We start from the raw sequence: 18,134 nt of genomic DNA, 5'->3' as shown, positions 1-18,134 counted from the left end.
GGGTCGTCTGGCAGGGTTGGCCGCTGCGGCTGGGGCTGGTGGCGGCAGCCACCGTTGTTCATCGCCCTGTTCGCGCAATGGCAGATCCGGCGCACCCTGGGTCCGCTGGAACAACTGACCCAGGGTGCGCGCAAGCTCGCCGCAGGCGACATCGGCACTCGGGTGGATGTGCGCAGCGCTGACGAGATCGGCATCCTTGCCGGGGTATTCAATGATACTTTGCGGCTGCAGGGCAGCGAACATCGGGTGGATGCCAGCGCGGGCACGCTCAGCCCGCAACACGGCGTGACGCGCGACGCATTGATGCGCTGCGCCGACGTTGCGCTGTATGCGGCCAAAGCCGCGGGCCGCGGCCCGCGCCATGTTCTTCAACTCCACGATCGACGCCGAGGTGCGCGAACATGCTGCGCGCCACCACCAGCCCGCACCGCAGCGGCGCAGCAAGCCCCTGTGTGCCGACGCCGGCGACCGCGGCAAGCCCGCGCATGCCACCCTCATGGCGCATGGCGACCGCCCGCATGTCGTCGACCGCCGCAAAGCGGCCGATCTCAAACGGCGCGATCCAAAGAAGCAAGCCAGGCGCTGGGGGGCGAGGCCTGCCATGGCGGGTTCAACCGCTTGCGTAAACGGTTCGTGCGCGACGACAAGCTTGAACGCGGCTTCCTCGCGCTCAACCACCTTGCGGCCGCCATCCTCGCTTTCCGCAAGGTGTCATTGACCATCCATACGATCGACGGATAGATCCCAAGCTTTGGGCCATGCCAAAATGCTTGGCCGCATGAACCCCATCCCCCTGCTCAGTCGCGTTGTCTTCAGCCGCTACTTCACCAGCGGCCTGGTCTCGGCCACAGGCGTTCTGGCGCTGAGCTTGCTGGGCTATGCCGCCGGCGGCATGCAGATGGCGGTGCTGTTGGGCACCGGGGCGCTCACCATCTGTTTTGCCGACAATCCGGCGCCCATGCGGGTCAAGGCTTTCGAGTTGCTGTTTTCCACCTTTGGCAGTGCCTTGTGCTTCTTGCTGGTGTGGGCCAGCGTCGGCCATCCCTGGGTTGAGTTGCTGCTGGTGCCGCTGCTGGGCTTCGGCGCCGGGCTGGTGAGCCTGTGGGGCAAGCGGGCGCTGGCGTTGAGCTTCAGCCTGCTGTTCATCACCGTCATCACGCTCGGGGTGCCGCCGGCGCCCAACCTGCACACCTTGCTGCTGGGCGTGGCGCTGTTCGTGCTGGGCGGCTTGCTGTTCACCGTCTATGCGCTGGCGCTCGGCCGCATCTTGCAAAGCCGCACCAAGCAGCAGGCGCTGGCCGAAGTGCTGGACGCGCTGGCCGCCTACATGCGCTGGCAAAGCCAGTTCTACGCCAGGCAGATGGCCGAGGACGAAGCCTACGGCCGCGCCGCCGTGCTGCAAGGCGCGGTGAACGACGCCCTGCAATCGGCACGCGATCTGGTGCTGCGCGAAGGCAGGAAGCCGAGCGATGCGCTCTGGACGCGCATGCTGCTGGAGTCCCTCGATCTGTTCGAGGCGCAGCTCGCGGCGCAGACCGACTCCGCCCTGCTGCGCAGCCAGTTCGAGGGCACCGAGGTGCTGGACACACTGCAGGCCGGCACGCTGCAAACGGCCGACGCGCTCTCCGCCCTGGCCCTGGCCATGCTGCACAGCCGTCGCAATGAAGCCCGGCCGCTGGACGCCATGCGCTGGGCACCGGCGGAGCAACAAGCGTCGACACTGGCGCGAAGCAACACAGCCGAACTGGCGCATGCGCGCTCCGCGCTGGCCTCGCTGCTCAACACCCAGCGCGAGATCGACGCCCTCGTCGCCACCCTTCAAACCACTTACGCGGCGCGCGACGGCGGCGCGCTCCCGTCCCTGCCAGACCTGCGCCCCTTCGTCAGCACCTGGCGCTACGACCCACGCCAGATCCGCGCCCATTTGCGTTGGGGCTCTCCCATCTTCCGCCACGCCATGCGTCTGGGGCTGGCGCTGCTGTGCGGGCTGGTGGTGGCGCGCAGCCTGTTCGTGCATCAGGCGCACGATTACTGGATTTTGCTGACCATCGCCGTCATCCTGCGGCCCAATTACGGCGTCACCCGCCAGCGCCTGAAAGACCGGCTGCTGGGTACGCTGCTCGGCTGCCTGTTCACCGCCGTGCTGCTCGACCTGCACCTGGGCCTGGCCGCCTTGCTCGCCGCGCTATTCCTGGCGCTGACCTTCGCCCGCACCTTCGTCACCACCAACTACCGCTTCACCGCCATGGCGGCCAGCGTGCTGTCGCTGCTGCTGGCGCGACTGCTGGAAGGCGACGTTCGCTTTCTCGTGGACCAGCGCCTGATCGACACCGTCATCGGCGCCACCCTGGCCTGGGGCTTCAGCTATGTGCTGCCGCGCTGGGAATACCAGGACGTGCCGCGCCAGCTCTCCAGCCTGATGCAGGCGCAGCGCGACTATGCCCTGGCGGTGCTCGAAGCGCAGCAGCAGGACGAAGGCGCCTTTCGCATCGCCCGCAAGCGCCTGTTCGACGCCCTGGCTTCCATGACCGGGCTGTACAGCCGCATGCTGGAAGAGCCTGTCGCCAAGCGCCGCGCCCTGCGCGAGCTGGCGCGGCTCATCACCCACAGCTACCTGCTCGCGGCCCACCTGGCGTCCATGCGCGTGCTGCGCGCGCGCCGCGCCCGGCGCCTGAGCCCGGAGGCGATCGAAACCCTGATTGCGCCGACCCGCGCCTGGGTGCTGCAGCAGCTCGGTTTGAAGGCCGCGCCAACACTTGTGGCGATGCCCGTGCCCCCGCACGCCAACCCTGTGCCCGGTTCCATCACGCCCGAAGCGGACACGACGCCCGACCCGCTGCTGCGCCGCCTGAACCTGATCGGTGTCGAAGCCGCGTTGGTGGGGCAAATCGACCAACGCGTGGCGCGCGATCTGCATCTCCCCGGAGAGGCGGGGAATTCGGATTGACATCTGCTCACACTCAGCCCGGGCGCTAGGCTGATCGACGTACCGTTCCGCGTTCACCCGCCGGTTGCGTTTGAAGCCCACTGATCGATACCCATCGCCTGGCGCCCATCGGCCCTTTGCCATCGCCGCCAAGCACCTGCCTGTCGCTGCCCCAAGATCCATGTCGTCTCCATCCCTCGCCCAAGCCACGCCCCATAGCCCGGAATTGCCCCGCCTGTTCCTGCCCCTCATGGCCCTGGCCTGCGGCGTGGCCGTGGCCAATATCTATTACGTGCAACCGCTGCTGGAGCAACTGGCGCTGTCCTTCCGCACCACGGTGGCCGGCATTGCCGCCATTCCCACCGCCACGCAGGTGGGCTTCGCCTGCGGGCTCATCGGGCTGGGGCCGCTGGGCGACCGCTACCCTCGCCACCGCGTCATTCTCGGCATGGGGGCGGCGCTGGTGTTCATGCTGCTGCTGGCCTCGGCAGCGCCCAATATCGCGCTGCTGGCAGCGGCCAGCCTCGGCGTGGGGCTGATGGCGTCCGTCGCGCAGCAAATCGTGCCGCTGGTGGCCCACCTGGCGCCGCCGCAGCAGCGCGGCCGCGCCGTGGGCCTGGTGATGAGCGGCCTGCTGGTGGGCATCCTCGGTGGCCGGGTGCTGGGCGGGCTGGTGGGCCAGGCCCTTGGCTGGCGTGCCGTCTTCGCGCTGGCGGCTCTGCTCAACGCCGCATCGCTCGTCATGCTGTGGCGCACCCTGCCGCGCCTGCCGGCGAACGACGCCTCGGCGCAAAGCTATGGCCATCTGGTGGCGTCCACCCTCGGCCAGTTCCGCAAGCATGCCGAGCTGCGCGCGGCCGGCGTCACCGGCGGCCTGTTCTTCGGCGCCTTCAGTGTGTTCTGGGTGGGGCTCACGCCGCTGCTGGGCAGCCCGGCATATGGTCTTGGGCCTGCGGCGGCCGGCCTGTTCGGCATTCTGGGGCTGACCGGTGCCTTGGTCGCCCCGGTTTCAGGCCGCCATTCCGACCACCCTGGCGGTCCGCGCCGCGTGCTGCTGGTGGCGCTGGTGTGCGTGCTCGCGGCCTGGGCGCTGTTCGCCTTCGGCGGCCACGGCCTGATCTGGCTGGTGCTGGGCGTGGTGGTGCTGGACGCCGGGGTGCAAGGCGCGCAAATCGCCAACCAGACCCGCATCTACGCGCTCGACGCCGCCTCGCGCAGCCGCATCAACGCGGTGTACATGACGCAATACTTCATCGGCGGCGCCGCCGGCACCTTCGCCGCCAGCCACGCCTGGGCGCTGGGCGGCTGGCCCGCCGTGGTGCTCACCGGCGCCGCGTTCTCGGCCCTGGCCCTGGTGCTGCATGTGGGATGGAATCCGGGCAAGGCGGCGGCAGGCTGAAGGTTTGCGGCTTGGGTGCGGGAGGGGTGCGGGGGGGGGGAACGACGCGAGCCGGGTGGGTTGTGACCTGCCCTCTCGCGCAACCCCCACCGTGAATCAGCGCTGCTCCGCAGCCTGCGCGAGCAACGCGGCCAAGGCCTGCACCACGGCGGCCGGCGCTTCGCTCATCAGTGCGTGACCGGCGTCCAAGATCGTCACCCGGGCCTGCGGCAAGACTTCACGCAGGCGCTGCGTGGCTTTCGGCGGCGTCATGCGGTCGTGTTCGCCAAGGATGAAGGCCACCGGCGCGCGCACCCGCGGCGCCATGTCCGGCGCGTCGGCATAGGCGTTGCAGGCGGCCAGATCGGTGGCCAGCACATTGCCCTGGGCGCAGCCAGCCTGCACCGACTGCATCAACGCCAGGGTTTGCTGCACCAGTTCGGGCTGCAGCGGCTGGCCGTCCTGCTGCTTGTGCGACCACATAGCCATATTGCGCAAAGCGACATCGGGCTGGTTCTGCGCCAAATCCAGCAAAGCCGGCGCCACCCGCATCGGCCATGCCGTGCCCACCAGCGCGAGATGGCCGATGCGCTGCGGCGCCAGCCCCGCCGCATGCAGCGCCACCAGCGAACCCATGCTGTGCCCCGCCAGTGCACAGCGCTCCAGACCGCAGGCGTCCAACAACTTCAGCACCCAAGCGGCCATTTGCGCCACGTCCGTGCAAAGCGGCCCGCCGCTGCCGCCATGCGCGGGAAGGTCGGGCGCATACACCGCATACCCCGCCCGCACCAGCCCCGGCGCAACCGGCAACCATGCACGGTGATCGTTCGCCGCTCCATGCAAGAGCACGACGGCGATGGGCGCCGCAGCGCCCGCGATGACCGTCGGCTCGGTGTATTCGACATGAACGGCGTTGCCATCAACTAGGCATTGCATGGGAGAACTCCTGAGTGTCCAAGCGGCTGGAACAAGGCCTGAAAGATAGCGCGCAGCAGGGCATAAGGCGGGACTCCGAATGATCGACCTCGCCCCGATTGACGCCGTTCACACCGCTCACTCACGGAGCTTTAGCAATGCTTCTGGGAAGAAAAGCATGCGATGTGAATTATGTTGCACTATCGACAAAATGCCCTCGTGGCAAGGCCGCATGCAAGAAATCAGGCCTGCACCCATGCATGAGGGCTGGTTGACGCGGTTGGGCACCGAGCACGACAAGGTGCCGCTAAGGCACATCAACGTTGTTCCCCATGGAAGCCTGCCGTTGGCTGGACTATATTGGTTGCATAGCCATCGGGCAGATGCAGCGACGAGGAGACAGCCATGCAAGTTAGCGATATTTTGAGGGTCAAGGGCGGTGCGCTGTTCACGGTGGCGCCGGATACGCCCTTGCTCGAAGCGGCCCGCACCATGACGCAGCATGATGTGGGCTCGCTGGTGGTGATGCGGGCTGGCCATCTGGCGGGCATGCTCACCTTCCGCGAAGTCATTGCCGCGCTGGCCGGCGCGCGGCCGGGCGAAGCCCAGGTGGCCGACGTGATGCTGGGCGAGCCGGTGCATTGCACCCCGCTCACCAGCCTGGACGAGTTGCGCCGCCTGATGCTGGAGAGTCACACCCGCTACATGCCGGTGATGGAGGGCACCACCCTGCTCGGGGTGATTTCCTTCCATGATGTGGCTCGCGCCGTGGTGCAGGAACAGGACTTCGAGAACCGCATGCTCAAGGCCTATATCCGTGACTGGCCACAGGACGACGCACAGACCCCGAGCCCATCGGCAGGGACGCCGCCCACATCGGCAACCATCCAGCCGCTTTCGCGCAGCATTTGATCCAAGCCCCCAGGGCGCCCCAAAGGGCGCCCTTCCCCCAAGGGAGTTGAGGAAACGACGGCCGACCGTCAGCTTCCTCAAGAAGGTCCAGGGCACATCAACGGTGCCCGCCCTCCGGGCCGACACCCAGCCCCGCAACCCTGGTTTCCAGCCGCTAGCATTGCGGGTTTTGCGCTGGCACACCCGCGCGAACACTCCCGCATGCCCGCACCCTCCCATCTGCTGTATCTGCACGGCTTTCGCTCCTCGCCCCAGTCGGCCAAGGCGCTTGTCACCGGCGCGCGCCTGCAGGCCATCCAAAACGAGCGCCGCGCGCTTGGGCTGGAGCCGGTGCAATGGCTGTGCCCGCAACTGCCGCCCTCCCCGGCGCAAGCCATGGCCAAGGTGCTGGCGTTGGTGCGAGGTGTCGCGTCGGGGCGCCTGGTGCTGGTGGGCAGTTCGCTGGGCGGCTTCTACGCCACGTATCTGGCGCACCGCCTGCAAGCCCGCGCCGCGCTGTTGAACCCTGCGGTGAACCCGGCGCGTGATTTGCGCTCGCAAATCGGCGAACTCACGGCCTGGCACGACCCGCAATCAGCGTTTCATTTCACGGCAGAGCATGTCCACGAACTCCATGCGCTGGAAGTTGGCGACCTTGCCAGCGCCGTGCCCGAGGCCTCGCGCTACCTTGCCGTGATCGCGCAGGACGACGAAGTGCTCGACTGGCGCGAAATGGCCGCGCGCTACGCCGGCGGCCATTTGCGCATCGTGCCGCACGGCGGCCACGCGCTCACGGATTACGCCACGCATCATCTCGACGCCGTGCTGGATTTTCTCGGCATTCATGCCGACGCGGCGTGACCCTCACCCATTCCAACCCACGTGACCTACATCCTTTTCGAAGACGCCGGCAAGCTCGCCACCGGCCGCATCATGAGCCAGGCCGACACCTCGATGCAGGTGGAACTGGCCAGCGGCAAACGCCAGAAGATCAAGGCCCAGCAGGCGCTGCTGCCGTTCGACGCGCCCGCGCCGGATGAGCTGCTGGCCTGGGCGCAGGCGCAGCAGGACGGCATCGAGCTCGACTTGTTGTGGGAGTTCGCGCCGGAAGACGAATTCGGCTTCGGCGTGGTGGCGGCCGATTACTACGGCGGCAAGCCCACGCCGCAACAGCAGGCCGCCGTGCTGCTGCGCCTGCATGGCGCGCCGCACTACTTCCAGCGCCGTGGCAAAGGGCTGTTCCGCAAGGCCAGCCAGGAGACGGTGCAGGCGGCGCTGGCCGGCATGGCTCGCAAGGAGGCGCAGCAACGGCAGATCGAGGCCGATGCGCAAGCCCTGGTGGACGGCCACTGCCCCGAAGCCATTGCCGCCAAGCTCTACGCCCTGCTGTTCAAGCCCGACAAGAACAGCGTGGAATACAAGACCCTGGCGCTGGCGGTGAAGCAGAGCGGCCATGGCGCGCTGCATTTGCTGCGCGCGGCGGGTGCCATTGCATCGCCCTGGCATTTCCACATGCAGCGCTTTTTGCTGGAGCATTTCCCCAAGGGCACCGGCTTCGCCGACCTGCCGCTGCCGGCGGCCGACGCCGGGGATTTGCCGCTGGCTGAGGTGCAGGCGTTTTCCATCGACGATTCGGCGACGACCGAGATCGACGACGCGCTGTCGGTACAGTCGCTCGTGGACGGCGGCGTGGTGCTCGGCATCCACATCGCCGCGCCGGCGCTGGCGCTGGCGCGCGACAGCGCCTGGGACCAGGCGGCACGCGCGCGCATGTCCACCGTCTACATGCCCGGCGACAAAATCACCATGCTGCCCGACGCGCTGGTGCAGAGCTTCACCCTGGCCGAAGGCAGCAGCCGCCCTGCCGTGAGCCTGTATGTCACGCTGGACGCGAACCTCGCCATGCAGAGCCACGAGACGCGGGTGGAGCGCGTGCCCATTGCCGCCAATCTGCGCCACGATCTGCTGGACGCCGAAGTCACGGAAGCTGCGCTGAATGGCGTCGGCGCCGCACCCGGCTTTGCCTTCGCCACGGAGCTGGCGCTGCTGTGGCGCATCGCGAACAAGCTCAAGACGGGGCGCGAAGCGGTGCGTGGCCGGCCCGAGCGCCCGGGCGGGGTGGACTACGGCTTCCGCGTCACCGGCCTGGAGCAGGGCGAAGACGCGGCGCGGGTGGACATCGTGCCGCGGCGCCGCGGCGCGCCGCTCGACCTCATCGTCGCCGAACTCATGATTCTGGCCAACGCCACCTGGGGCGGCTGGCTGGCCGAGCTGGGCCTGCCCGGCATCTACCGCAGCCAGAGCGGCATGGGCGCCAACCTGCGCACCCGCATGGGCACCAAGCCGGCGCCGCACCAGGGCCTGGGCGTGGCGCAATACGCCTGGTGCACCTCGCCGCTGCGGCGCTACACCGACCTGGTGAACCAGGGCCAGATCATCGCCGCCGCGCGCCATGGCCGCACCGCCCTGCTGGCCGTGCCCTACAAGCCGAAGGACGCGCAGTTGTTCGCCATCGTCGGCGCGTTCGAAGACGCCTACAAGGCTTACGCCGATTTCCAGAACGGCATGGAGCGCTACTGGACCCTGCGCTATTTGCAGCAGGAAGGCATTGCCGAGCGCGAAGCCGCCGTGCTGCGCGACGGGCTGGTGCGGGTGGACGGCCTGCCGCTGGTGCTGCAGGCGCTGGGGGCGCAGGACCAGCCGCGCGGCACCCGCGTGCGCGTGCAGTTCGGCCAGCCCGACCTCATCACGCTGGAGCAGCCGTGCAAGGTGGTCGAGGTGCTGCGCGACGTGTCGGCTGCGGCTGGCGATGCGGCTCCAGCGGATGAGCCAGCCGAGGAAGAAGACGCCGCCCCCCTGGCCACGGGCCTGCATCTGGCCGTGGACGAAGCCGAGGTTGAAACCGAGGTCGCAGCCGAGCCGGGCGCCGACGCCGCCGTCAACGATGCTGCGGGGGCCCCGGAGGCGGCAAAGGATGCGGGTGCGGCCGGCGCCGCGGCCGGCGCCGCCTCCGCCGCTGCCTGATCCAGCCGGCCACCTCACCGATCTGCCCCGCGGCCAGCGTCACCCGCCCTTCCCCGCCAGCCCCTTGCGCATGTCCTCGCTCCGCGCCATTCATCTCAGCAAACTGCAGTGGGCGCTGCTCATTTCGGTGGCGGCGCACGCGGCGCTGCTGGCGCTGAAGGTGGGCGCGCCCGAGACCTTCAACCGCATGTTCCAGGACACGCCGCTGTCGGTGGTGCTGGTCAACCAGTCGTCCGCCGAAGCCCCCGAAAAACCGCAGGCGCTGGCCCAGGTCAACCTCGCCGGCGGGGGTGACGCGGCCAAAGGTCTGGCCACCACGCCGCTGCCGGCAACGGCCACCATGGCCGATGGCAACGCGCTGCAAAACCAGAGCCGCTCCCTGGCGCAGGACGAGCAGAAGCAGCGTGAACTCATCACCCAGGTGAAGAGCCAGATGGTGCAGTTGCAGCGCGTGGCCGCGCAGCAGACCAAGCCGGCGGCTGCGCAGGCGCTGGAAGATCAGCGCAAACGCCTGCTGGACCTGCTCGGCGCCATCGAGCGCCACATCGACCAGCAAAACGCCAAGCCGCGCCGCCGCTTCGTCGGCCCCAACACCCGCAGCGTGCCGTATGCGCTGTACTACGACCACATGCGGCAGAAAATCGAGCATCTGGGGACGATCGATTTTCCGCAACGCGACGGCAGCAAGCTCTACGGCAAGCTCATCATGGCCATCACCGTGGATGCCTCGGGACGGCTGGTCAAGAGCGAGGTGGTGCGCGGCTCGGGCAACCCACAGCTCGACCGCATGGCGCGGGCCATCGTCAACGCAGCCCAGCCCTATGGCCGCTTCAACGCCGCCATGCGACGCGATGCCGATCAGCTCGTCATCGTCGCCGGCTTCGACTTCACCCGTGAAGGCGGCCTGGAAACCCACATGCAGGCGCAGCCGGGGCAAGACGGCAGCCCCGCGCCATGAGCAGCCCGACCCCGCGCACACCCATGCCCATCGCCACGCACCTGCCCGACCTCTACGCCGTGCTCGGCAACCCGGTGGAACACAGCAAGTCGCCACGCATCCATGCGCTGTTCGCGGCGCAATGCGGGCTGTCCTTGCGCTATGAAAAGCGCCTGGTCGCGCTGGACGGCTTCGCGCACGGGCTGCAGGCCTTTCGTGCCGAGAGCGGGCACGGCTGCAACGTCACCGTACCGTTCAAGTTCGAGGCCGCGCGCGCTGCCCGCCGCCTGTCGCCACGCGCGGCCCTGGCCGAGGCCGCCAACACCCTGGGCTGGGGCGATGACGGCGAACTCTGGGGCGACAACACCGACGGCATCGGCCTGGTGCGGGATCTGACACGCATCTTGATGCGCGCGCCCGGAAGTCGGCAGGCGGCCAGTGCTGAAGCCCATCCGCTCGCGGGCAGAACGATGTTGCTGCTGGGCTCGGGCGGCGCCGCCAGCGGCGTCCTGGGCGCGCTGATCGAGGCCGGCGCGCAAGCCATTGCCGTGTGGAACCGCAGCGCCGACAAAGCCCACCTTCTGGTCGCGCGCCATGCCGGCGTCGCCCGCGAACATGGCGTGGCGCTCGCGGCCGTGACCGAGCCCGCGCCGGGGTTCGATCTCGTCATCAACGCCACCGCGTCCAGCCTGGGCGGCGCCACGCTGGAACTGCCGCCCGGCGTGCTGCGCCCCGGCATGTTGGCCTACGACCTGATGTACGCCGCGCAAGCCACCGCCTTCATCGCCCAGGCCCGCAAGGCCGGTGCCGATGCGCAAGACGGCCTGAGCATGCTGGTGGAACAGGCGGCGGAGAGCTTCTGGCTCTGGCACGGCGTGCGCCCCGACACCGCACCGGTTCTGGCCACGCTGCAGGCCGAGTTGCGCGGGCGTTCGGACTGACCGCCCCCTTTGCATCCCCAACTTCTCGCAAACACGCACCTGTCCTGCCATGGCCGAGCCATCCAAACGCTCCAGCTTGCGCCCCATCCTGTGGCTGTGTTTCTGGGCCATCGTCGTTCTGCAGGGCTATTTCGCGTTGCGCATTGCGCTGTGGACGGTGATCCCGCCGTCGAGCACGGCCTTCATGCGCGCCGCGCAGTTGCGCATTCTCAAGGGCGACCCAGGGGCGTCGCCCCAGCCGGCTGGGCGCCAAGACAGGCTGAGCGCGGCCCAGCGTTGGCTCGACGCGCCTTGGCTGCACGACTGGGTACCCTACGACCGCATCAGCCCCTGGCTCAAGCGCTCGGCCGTGGCCTCGGAAGACGCCACATTCTTGACCAACGACGGCGTCGACTGGACGGCCATTCAGCAAGCCTGGCAGAAAAACCACAGCCGCCGCGACGAGCGCCTGCACCGCATCATCGGCGGTTCGACCATCACCCAGCAACTGGCGAAGAACCTGTTCCTCTCACCGCAGCGCAGCTATGTGCGCAAGGCGCAGGAGCTGGTCATCGCCTACATGCTCGAAGGCATTCTGGGCAAGCGCCGCATCCTGGAGATCTACCTCAACAGCGTGGAGTGGGGCGAGGGCATTTACGGTGCCGAAGCGGCCGCGCAGCATTATTTCCATGTGTCGGCGGCGCGGCTGTCGCCTTCGCAGGCCGCGCGCCTGGCGGTGATGCTGCCGGCGCCGCGCTTTTTCCAGAACCACTTGTACGGTCCCTACATCAACGGCCGCACCGGGGTGATCGCCGCGCGCGCCTACCAGGTGCAGATTCCGCGCTGAAGCGCGGGCAGCGGCACTCAGGTTTTGGCAAGTTGCGCAAAGGCGGCGTCGGCGGCGTCCAGCGTGGCGGCAATGACGTCCGGCCCATGCGCGGCGGAAACAAAGCCGGCCTCGTACATGCTGGGAGCGAGATAGACCCCGCGGTCGAGCATGGCGTGGAAAAAGCGCTTGAAGGTTTCGACATCGGCGCCGGCAACGTCCGGGTAGTTGCGCGGCAAGGTGTCGGCGAAATAGAAGCCGAACATGCCGCCTTCACTGTCGGTGCGGAAGGTGATGCCGTGGCGCGCCGCCGCGGCGTCCAGCCCCTGCATCAGTTGCCGGGTGGTGGCAGCCAGACGGTCGTAAAAGCCGGGACGCTGGATGATGCGCAACTGCGCCATGCCGGCGGCCACGGCCACCGGGTTGCCCGACAGCGTGCCAGCCTGGTAGACGTTGCCCAGCGGCGAAAGCTTGTGCATCACATCGGCGCGGCCACCGAAAGCCGCCAGCGGCATGCCGCCGCCAATCACCTTGCCCATCACCACCAGATCGGGCTTGATGCCGTAGACCTGCTGCGCTCCGCCCAAAGCGACGCGAAAGCCGGTCATCACCTCGTCCCACACCAGCAGCGCGCCATGCTCGGTGCAGAGTTCGCGCAGGCGCTGATGCCACGCTTTCGAGCCACGGATGAAGTTCATATTCCCGGCAATGGGCTCGACCATGACGCAGGAAATCTCATGCCCGCGCGCTGCGAACAAGGCCTCGATCTGCGCGATGTTGTTGAACTCCAGCACCAGGGTGTGCTTGGCCAGATCGGCCGGTACGCCGCCGGAACTCGGGTTGCCGAACGTGAGCAGGCCAGAGCCGGCTTTCACCAGCAGGCTGTCGGCGTGGCCGTGGTAGCAGCCCTCGAACTTGACGATGGCGTCGCGCCCGGTGAAGCCCCGCGCCAGGCGGATGGCGCTCATCCCGGCCTCGGTGCCGCTGGACACCAGGCGCACCATTTCCACGGCCGGCATGAGCCTGCAAATGGCTTCGGCCATGTCGATTTCGTCGGCCGTCGGTGCACCGAAGCTCAGCGAGCGCGTGGCGGCGCGCTGCACCGCCTCGATGACTTCGGGATGGGCGTGGCCGGCGATCATCGGCCCCCAGGAGCCGATGTAGTCGATGAAGCGCGTGCCCTCGGCGTCGATCATGTACGGGCCTTCGGCGCGGTCGATGAAGCGCGGCACGCCGCCCACCTGACGGAAGGCGCGCACCGGGGAGTTCACCCCGCCGGGAATGGTGCGCTGGGCGCGGTCGAAAAGTTGGGCGTTGCTGGACATGGCGACTGCAAGAAAACGCCGCCCGGGGCGGGCGGCTGATTGGGAGAGAAAGGACGAGGCAGGAGGCTTACTGCAGACCCACCGGAGAGATGGAATCGTCGTCGGCCGCGGGGCTGGTCTGAGCCCAGAAAAAACGGTCGGGAACGAGATGGCCCATGCCCGGGCGGTAGGCGAAATCCAGGCTCTGGTCGAGGAACTCCAGCCCCTCATGCACCGCCTGATCGAGCTTGGCGCCCGTGCCCAGCAACGCCGCCACGGCGGCCGAAAGCGTGTCGCCGGCACCGGAGAAACCCGCATCGAACATCTCGAAGCGCTCGCGCAGCAACTGGCGACGCGGGCTCAGCAGCACGTTCTCCACATGGTTTTCGGGTACCAGAATGCCCGTCACCAGCAGGTATTGCACCCCCATGCCCTGCGCCTGATGCATCAGCGCCTCGGGCGTGGGCGGCTCTTCGCGCTCGACGTCGGGGAACAGGAACTGGGTGAGGGCCGTGATGTTGCCGCACAACACGCGGGTCTGCGGCAGCACCAGTTCCTGCATGGCCTTGATGTATTCCTCGGCCTGGCTTTCGTCGAACACCTGCAGATTGCCGACATAGGTGACCAGCGGCACCTGGGAGTAATCGGCCAGGAGTTCGGCCACGGCGCTGACCACCTCGACACTGCCGAGGAAGCCCACTTTCCAGGAGGCCAACTCCACGTCTTCCAGCACGGCGCGTGCCTGCTCGATCACGGCGTCGGCCTCGATCTCGACGATGTCGAAAATCTCGGCCGTGTCGCGCACCCAGATGGACGTGGTGACCGGCAGAGCGTGGCAACCCACGGCAGCGCAAACCGCCTGGTCCGCCGCCAGCCCTGCGGCACCGCTGGGGTCGGCGGCGTTGAAGGCCATCACGGCTGGTGGAGATTCGGGAGCTTCGGTCGGATTGGGCATGATGGGTTCGGGTGATGAAGCAAACGGGGGCGGCCAAACCCACAGCCGCGCTTGGTATGCAAGACGCCACAGCCCTGCACAACCTCTTCATAGAATGATTGAATCTTATGCCAGAGGGCGATACGCTGTGACACAACCTGACTACAAAACCTGGATGTGCTTGATCTGCGGCTTTATTTATAGCGAAGAAGAAGGCCATGCAGAAAGTGGCCTGGCCGCTGGCACACGCTGGGCAGACATCCCGATGAACTGGACTTGTCCGGAATGCGGGGCGCGCAAGGATGACTTCGAAATGGTGCAGATCTAGCTTCAAACTTCAAGCAGCTGCACGTCTTGACCCCTGCGTGCGGTTTTCTGTGCATTCACATCACCGCATATTCTCTGGAGACCCTGCTTGAGCACGGCCAATGGTTCATTCAAGGTGTTGGTGGTCGATGACAGCAACACCATCCGCCGCAGCGCGGAAATTTTCCTCAAACAGGCTGGCTACCAGGTGCTGTTGTCGGAAGACGGATTCGACGCCTTGTCGAAAGTCAACGACACCCTGCCCGACATGATCTTTTGCGACATCCTGATGCCGCGCCTTGACGGTTACCAGACCGTGGCCATCATCAAGCGTAGCCCGCGCTATGCAGGCATCCCGGTGATCATGCTTTCGTCCAAGGACGGTGTGTTCGACAAGGCTCGCGGCAAAATGGTGGGCGCAGAGGCCTATCTCACCAAACCCTTCACCAAAGACCAACTGCTCCAGGCGGTCGATCAATATCGCAACACTCCCTCAGGCGCCAACGCCGCACACCCATGAGCATCCAAAAAATTCTGGTCGTCGACGACTCCCGCACTGAGCTTTATTTTCTATCCGATTTGCTGAGCAAGAACGGTTACACCGTGAGCACCGCCGAAAACGGCGAGCAGGCGATGAGCGCGCTGGCCGCCGACAAGCCCGATCTGATTCTGATGGACGTGGTGATGCCGGGCCAGAACGGCTTTCAGCTCACGCGCCAAATCACCCGCAACCCGGCGTTCAGCGAGGTTCCGGTCATCATCTGCACCAGCAAGAACCAGGAGACCGACAAACTCTGGGCCATGCGCCAGGGCGCGCGCGACTTCGTCACCAAGCCCGTGGACCCGCATGATCTGTTGAGCAAGATCATGGCGCTGTCCTGAGCCGCGCCCACCACACGCCCTTGCCCCTCAGTCCAAGACATGGCACGCAGCAGTCTGATCGAATTCCAGAGCCAGCTTGCATCGCGCCTGCAGGCCGCGCAGTTGACGCAGAGCGAGTCGCGCTGGCTGGCTGTGGTCGCTGGCCAGCAGCGCATCTTGTTGCCCTTGTCGCAAGCGGGCGAAATCTCGGCTTATGAGCCCCCCATGCTTTTGCCGCATGCTCAAGCCTGGTTCGCCGGCCTGGTCAACTTGCGTGGCGTGTTGTGCGGCGTGGTCGACCTCGCGGCTTTTCTCGGTGCGCGCCTCGCCAGCAGCCCGCGCAGCAATGCCCAAAGCCGCTACATCCAGTTCACACCCCAGCTCGAAATCAACGCCGTGCTCCTGGTCGATCAACTTGCCGGCTTGCGCACCCCCGGACAATTTGTCATGGACGAGCACTCCCCCGCCGCCACGGAGCCCTGGCTCGGCCCGGGACTGCTCGACGCCTCGGGGCTGACCTGGCGCGAGCTGAACCTGGCCTTGCTGGCGGATGACCCCCGATTTCTTGCCGTGGTCTAGTGCGAGGTGCTCTGCATCGCGCCCATGCACTGACCGCCACTGACTGCCCGACTGCCTTCCCCGCTCACATTTCACACTAGACGTAACGCCGGAGTTCCCATGGCCCTGTTTCCCCTGTTCGGTTCCAAAAACCCCGTCGAGGCCCCCACGGCCATCGCCGAATCCAGCGTCTCCATATCGTCAACCGTCCAGATGGATCAGGACATGCAAGAACAGCGTCCACATCAGGAGACGCAAAACGCACTTCCCGTGATCGGCCACCTGCCCTTGCCCCAGCAGCAACGCGTGCTGGTCCTGCTGCTCATCGTCGCCGTGATCCTCGTCGGCCTGGGCTTGGCCGTGACTTTGCGCGTTGCCTCCAGTTCGGCCAAGTTGTTGGATACCACGGGCGACGCCATGATGCAGTCGCAGCTTGTCGCCAAATCCATCAGTGCATCCTTGCTGGGCTCGGAGAGCTCATTCGGTGAACTCAAGACTGGTGCCAATGCTTTGAGCACCGACTTCCAAGCGCTTGGCGGTGGCAATCCAGCTGCCAGTTCAGATCTGGCCGCGATTCAACCCTTGGTCGACGGCATGGTGAAGAACGCGCTGTCCGTGGTCAAGCTTGAACCGGTGCTGACACAAACGAACAAGTCCTTGCGCGCCGTGAACCGGCAGTCCGACAGCCTGCTTGAAACGACCGAAACCATCTCGTCGCTGATGCTGCAGGAAAACGCGCCGGCGCCCAATATCGCCGCGGCCAGCCAGCTCAATATGCTGACCCAGCGCATCGGCAAATCAGCCAATGAATTTCTGTCCTTCGAAGGCGTCAGCCCCGAGGCTGTTTTCGCCCTCGGCAAGGATCTGAACACCTTCAACGACTTGTCCAAAGGCCTGCTCGATGGCGACCCCAATCTGCAGCTGACCGCCGCCAAAACCCCGCAACTGCGCGCCCAGTTGCAAAACCTGGTGAAGCGTTTCGGCGAGACCCGCCAGCTCACCACCAGCATTCTGTCCAATCTGCAGGGCTTGAGCAGCGCGCGCATTGCTCAAGCCTCGGTGGTGAAAGACTCGGTGCCGCTGCTGGCCAAGCTGCAAACCTTGCAGAGTGAATACGCGTCGCATGCCGGCGTGAGCACACAGGCCCTGTTATTCCTGATTGCGATGGGGGTGCTGGCGCTGCTGGCGCTGGCTGGTTTGGCCAAGCTGTATGTGCAGGAAACGCGTCAACGCGCGAACCAGTCCGAGATGCAGCGCCAGTTGGCCGAACGCCAGGAGCTCGATGCCCGCCGCACCAACGAGGCCAACCAGTCGGCCATTTTGCGATTGATGAACGAACTGCAGAACGTGGCTGAAGGCGACCTGACCCAACAGGCAACCGTGACCGAGGACATCACCGGCGCCATTGCCGACTCGGTGAACTACACCGTGGAGGAGTTGCGCAATCTGGTGTCGCAAGTGCAATCCACCGCCGACCAGGTGAGCTACGCCTCATCACGGGCGCAAACCACGTCGGGCAACCTGCTCAAGACCTCCGAGCAGCAACTGGTGGAAATTCGTGAAACCGGCCAGTCGGTGCTGGATATGGCCGAGCGCATCAATGCCGTCTCGGCGCAGGCGCAACGGTCATCCGACGTGGCGCGCCAGTCACTCACCGCTGCCGAACAGGGCCTGCAGGCGGTGCGCAATTCCATCGACGGCATGAACGCCATCCGCACCCAGATCCAGGACACCTCCAAGCGCATCAAGCGCCTGGGCGAGTCGTCACAGGAAATCGGCGAAATCACCGAGCTGATTTCCGACCTGACCGAACAGACCAACGTGCTGGCGCTGAACGCCGCCATTCAGGCTGCTTCCGCGGGCGATGCCGGCCGTGGCTTCTCGGTCGTGGCCGAGGAAGTGCAGCGCCTGGCCGAGCGCTCGGCCGAAGCCGCCAAGCAGATCTCGGCGCTGGTGCGCGCGATTCAGACCGATACGCAAGACGCCGTGGCCGCCATGGAAAAGAGCACGCAAGGCGTGGTGGAAGGCGCCAAGCTCTCGGACAACGCCGGCACGGCGTTGTCCGAGATCGACCGCGTGTCGCGCCAGCTTGCCGAGCTGATTCAGCGCATTTCCGAGCAGACCCTGACCGAAGCGCAGTCGGCCAACAAGGTGGCCGGCAACATCCAGCACATCTTCGCCGTGACCGAGCAGACCAGCCAGGGCACGCGCTCCACCGCCGACCTGGTCGGCGAACTGGCACGCGTGGCCGAGGCGCTGCGCGAATCCGTGTCACGCTTCAAGATCGCCTGATCCGCCGCATCCTGCCTGCCAACTCCAGCCCGTCCAACGATCTCCTCTTCCTGCGCGCCCCA

At 66.7% G+C, this 18,134-nt stretch carries 16 protein-coding genes and 2 pseudogenes; 15 read left to right on the top strand and 3 right to left on the bottom strand.

The window, feature by feature from the left end; translation table 11 throughout:
- Nucleotides 1–54 precede the first annotated feature (54 nt).
- The 4 genes and pseudogenes from THIX_RS24035 to THIX_RS07330 form a co-directional block, all read left to right on the top strand.
- Nucleotides 55–207: pseudogene (locus tag THIX_RS24035) on the top strand (HAMP domain-containing protein); the annotation flags it as partial.
- Between the two features lie 220 nt (nucleotides 208–427).
- Nucleotides 428–741: pseudogene (locus THIX_RS24030) on the top strand (transposase); the annotation flags it as partial.
- Nucleotides 742–778: 37 nt separating this feature from the next.
- Nucleotides 779–2,947, top strand: coding sequence for an FUSC family membrane protein (locus THIX_RS07335; protein ID WP_158540823.1), 2,169 nt, complete (start codon nucleotides 779–781; stop codon nucleotides 2,945–2,947).
- A 160-nt stretch (nucleotides 2,948–3,107) separates the two neighbouring features.
- Nucleotides 3,108–4,325: an MFS transporter gene (locus THIX_RS07330; RefSeq protein ID WP_112485704.1), complete on the top strand. Its 1,218-nt coding sequence runs from the start codon at nucleotides 3,108–3,110 to the stop codon at nucleotides 4,323–4,325.
- 96 nt (nucleotides 4,326–4,421) lie between these two features.
- On the opposite strand, the gene THIX_RS07325 is transcribed toward THIX_RS07330, so the two are convergent.
- Nucleotides 4,422–5,240 carry an alpha/beta fold hydrolase gene (locus THIX_RS07325; RefSeq protein WP_112485703.1) on the bottom strand — a complete coding sequence of 273 codons (819 nt, stop codon included), beginning with the start codon at nucleotides 5,238–5,240 and terminating at the stop codon, nucleotides 4,422–4,424.
- A 384-nt stretch (nucleotides 5,241–5,624) separates the two neighbouring features.
- On the opposite strand from THIX_RS07325, the gene THIX_RS07320 reads away from it, so the two are divergent.
- The 6 genes from THIX_RS07320 (at nucleotide 5,625) to mtgA (ending at nucleotide 11,838) form a co-directional block, all read left to right on the top strand.
- Nucleotides 5,625–6,131, top strand: coding sequence for a CBS domain-containing protein (locus tag THIX_RS07320; protein ID WP_112485702.1), 507 nt, complete (start codon nucleotides 5,625–5,627; stop codon nucleotides 6,129–6,131).
- 201 nt (nucleotides 6,132–6,332) lie between these two features.
- Nucleotides 6,333–6,971 (top strand): YqiA/YcfP family alpha/beta fold hydrolase, encoded by a 639-nt coding sequence (locus THIX_RS07315; protein WP_112485701.1) that lies wholly within the window; start codon nucleotides 6,333–6,335, stop codon nucleotides 6,969–6,971.
- Between the two features lie 72 nt (nucleotides 6,972–7,043).
- Nucleotides 7,044–9,134 carry a ribonuclease catalytic domain-containing protein gene (locus THIX_RS07310; RefSeq protein WP_112488237.1) on the top strand — a complete coding sequence of 697 codons (2,091 nt, stop codon included), beginning with the start codon at nucleotides 7,044–7,046 and terminating at the stop codon, nucleotides 9,132–9,134.
- A 70-nt stretch (nucleotides 9,135–9,204) separates the two neighbouring features.
- On the top strand, nucleotides 9,205–10,092 hold the full coding sequence (locus THIX_RS07305; RefSeq protein ID WP_112488236.1) for an energy transducer TonB: 888 nt from the start codon (nucleotides 9,205–9,207) through the stop codon (nucleotides 10,090–10,092).
- On the top strand, nucleotides 10,089–11,012 hold the full coding sequence (gene aroE, locus THIX_RS07300) for a shikimate dehydrogenase (protein ID WP_233224444.1): 924 nt from the start codon (nucleotides 10,089–10,091) through the stop codon (nucleotides 11,010–11,012). Before THIX_RS07305 ends, aroE begins: the two co-directional genes overlap by 4 nt.
- 49 nt (nucleotides 11,013–11,061) lie before the next feature.
- On the top strand, nucleotides 11,062–11,838 hold the full coding sequence (mtgA, locus tag THIX_RS07295) for a monofunctional biosynthetic peptidoglycan transglycosylase (protein ID WP_112485700.1): 777 nt from the start codon (nucleotides 11,062–11,064) through the stop codon (nucleotides 11,836–11,838).
- A 17-nt stretch (nucleotides 11,839–11,855) separates the two neighbouring features.
- Here the strand turns inward: mtgA and hemL are convergent, their stop codons facing one another.
- Together hemL and THIX_RS07285 are read right to left on the bottom strand one after the other, a co-directional pair.
- A complete protein-coding gene (hemL, locus tag THIX_RS07290; RefSeq protein WP_112485699.1) occupies nucleotides 11,856–13,142 on the bottom strand; it encodes a glutamate-1-semialdehyde 2,1-aminomutase in 1,287 nt (428 codons plus the stop codon).
- A gap of 67 nt (nucleotides 13,143–13,209) precedes the next feature.
- The gene (locus THIX_RS07285) at nucleotides 13,210–14,076 is read right to left on the bottom strand and encodes a bifunctional hydroxymethylpyrimidine kinase/phosphomethylpyrimidine kinase (protein ID WP_233224443.1); all 867 of its coding nucleotides are present in this window, start codon (nucleotides 14,074–14,076) and stop codon (nucleotides 13,210–13,212) included.
- A 154-nt stretch (nucleotides 14,077–14,230) separates the two neighbouring features.
- On the opposite strand from THIX_RS07285, the gene THIX_RS07280 reads away from it, so the two are divergent.
- The 5 genes from THIX_RS07280 (at nucleotide 14,231) to THIX_RS07260 (ending at nucleotide 18,072) form a co-directional block, all read left to right on the top strand.
- The gene (locus THIX_RS07280; RefSeq protein ID WP_112488233.1) at nucleotides 14,231–14,383 is read left to right on the top strand and encodes a rubredoxin; all 153 of its coding nucleotides are present in this window, start codon (nucleotides 14,231–14,233) and stop codon (nucleotides 14,381–14,383) included.
- A gap of 87 nt (nucleotides 14,384–14,470) precedes the next feature.
- The gene (locus THIX_RS07275; protein ID WP_112485698.1) at nucleotides 14,471–14,881 is read left to right on the top strand and encodes a PleD family two-component system response regulator; all 411 of its coding nucleotides are present in this window, start codon (nucleotides 14,471–14,473) and stop codon (nucleotides 14,879–14,881) included.
- Nucleotides 14,878–15,243: a PleD family two-component system response regulator gene (locus THIX_RS07270; RefSeq protein ID WP_112485697.1), complete on the top strand. Its 366-nt coding sequence runs from the start codon at nucleotides 14,878–14,880 to the stop codon at nucleotides 15,241–15,243. Before THIX_RS07275 ends, THIX_RS07270 begins: the two co-directional genes overlap by 4 nt.
- Nucleotides 15,244–15,282: 39 nt before the next feature.
- The gene (locus THIX_RS07265; RefSeq protein WP_112485696.1) at nucleotides 15,283–15,801 is read left to right on the top strand and encodes a chemotaxis protein CheW; all 519 of its coding nucleotides are present in this window, start codon (nucleotides 15,283–15,285) and stop codon (nucleotides 15,799–15,801) included.
- Nucleotides 15,802–15,900: 99 nt separating this feature from the next.
- Nucleotides 15,901–18,072 carry a methyl-accepting chemotaxis protein gene (locus THIX_RS07260; protein WP_112485695.1) on the top strand — a complete coding sequence of 724 codons (2,172 nt, stop codon included), beginning with the start codon at nucleotides 15,901–15,903 and terminating at the stop codon, nucleotides 18,070–18,072.
- The last annotated feature ends 62 nt before the right edge of the window (nucleotides 18,073–18,134 follow it).

Source organism: Thiomonas sp. X19 (genome assembly GCF_900089495.1).
Classification (GTDB): domain Bacteria; phylum Pseudomonadota; class Gammaproteobacteria; order Burkholderiales; family Burkholderiaceae_C; genus Thiomonas_A.
This window is presented reverse-complemented; position numbering and strand designations above follow the sequence as displayed.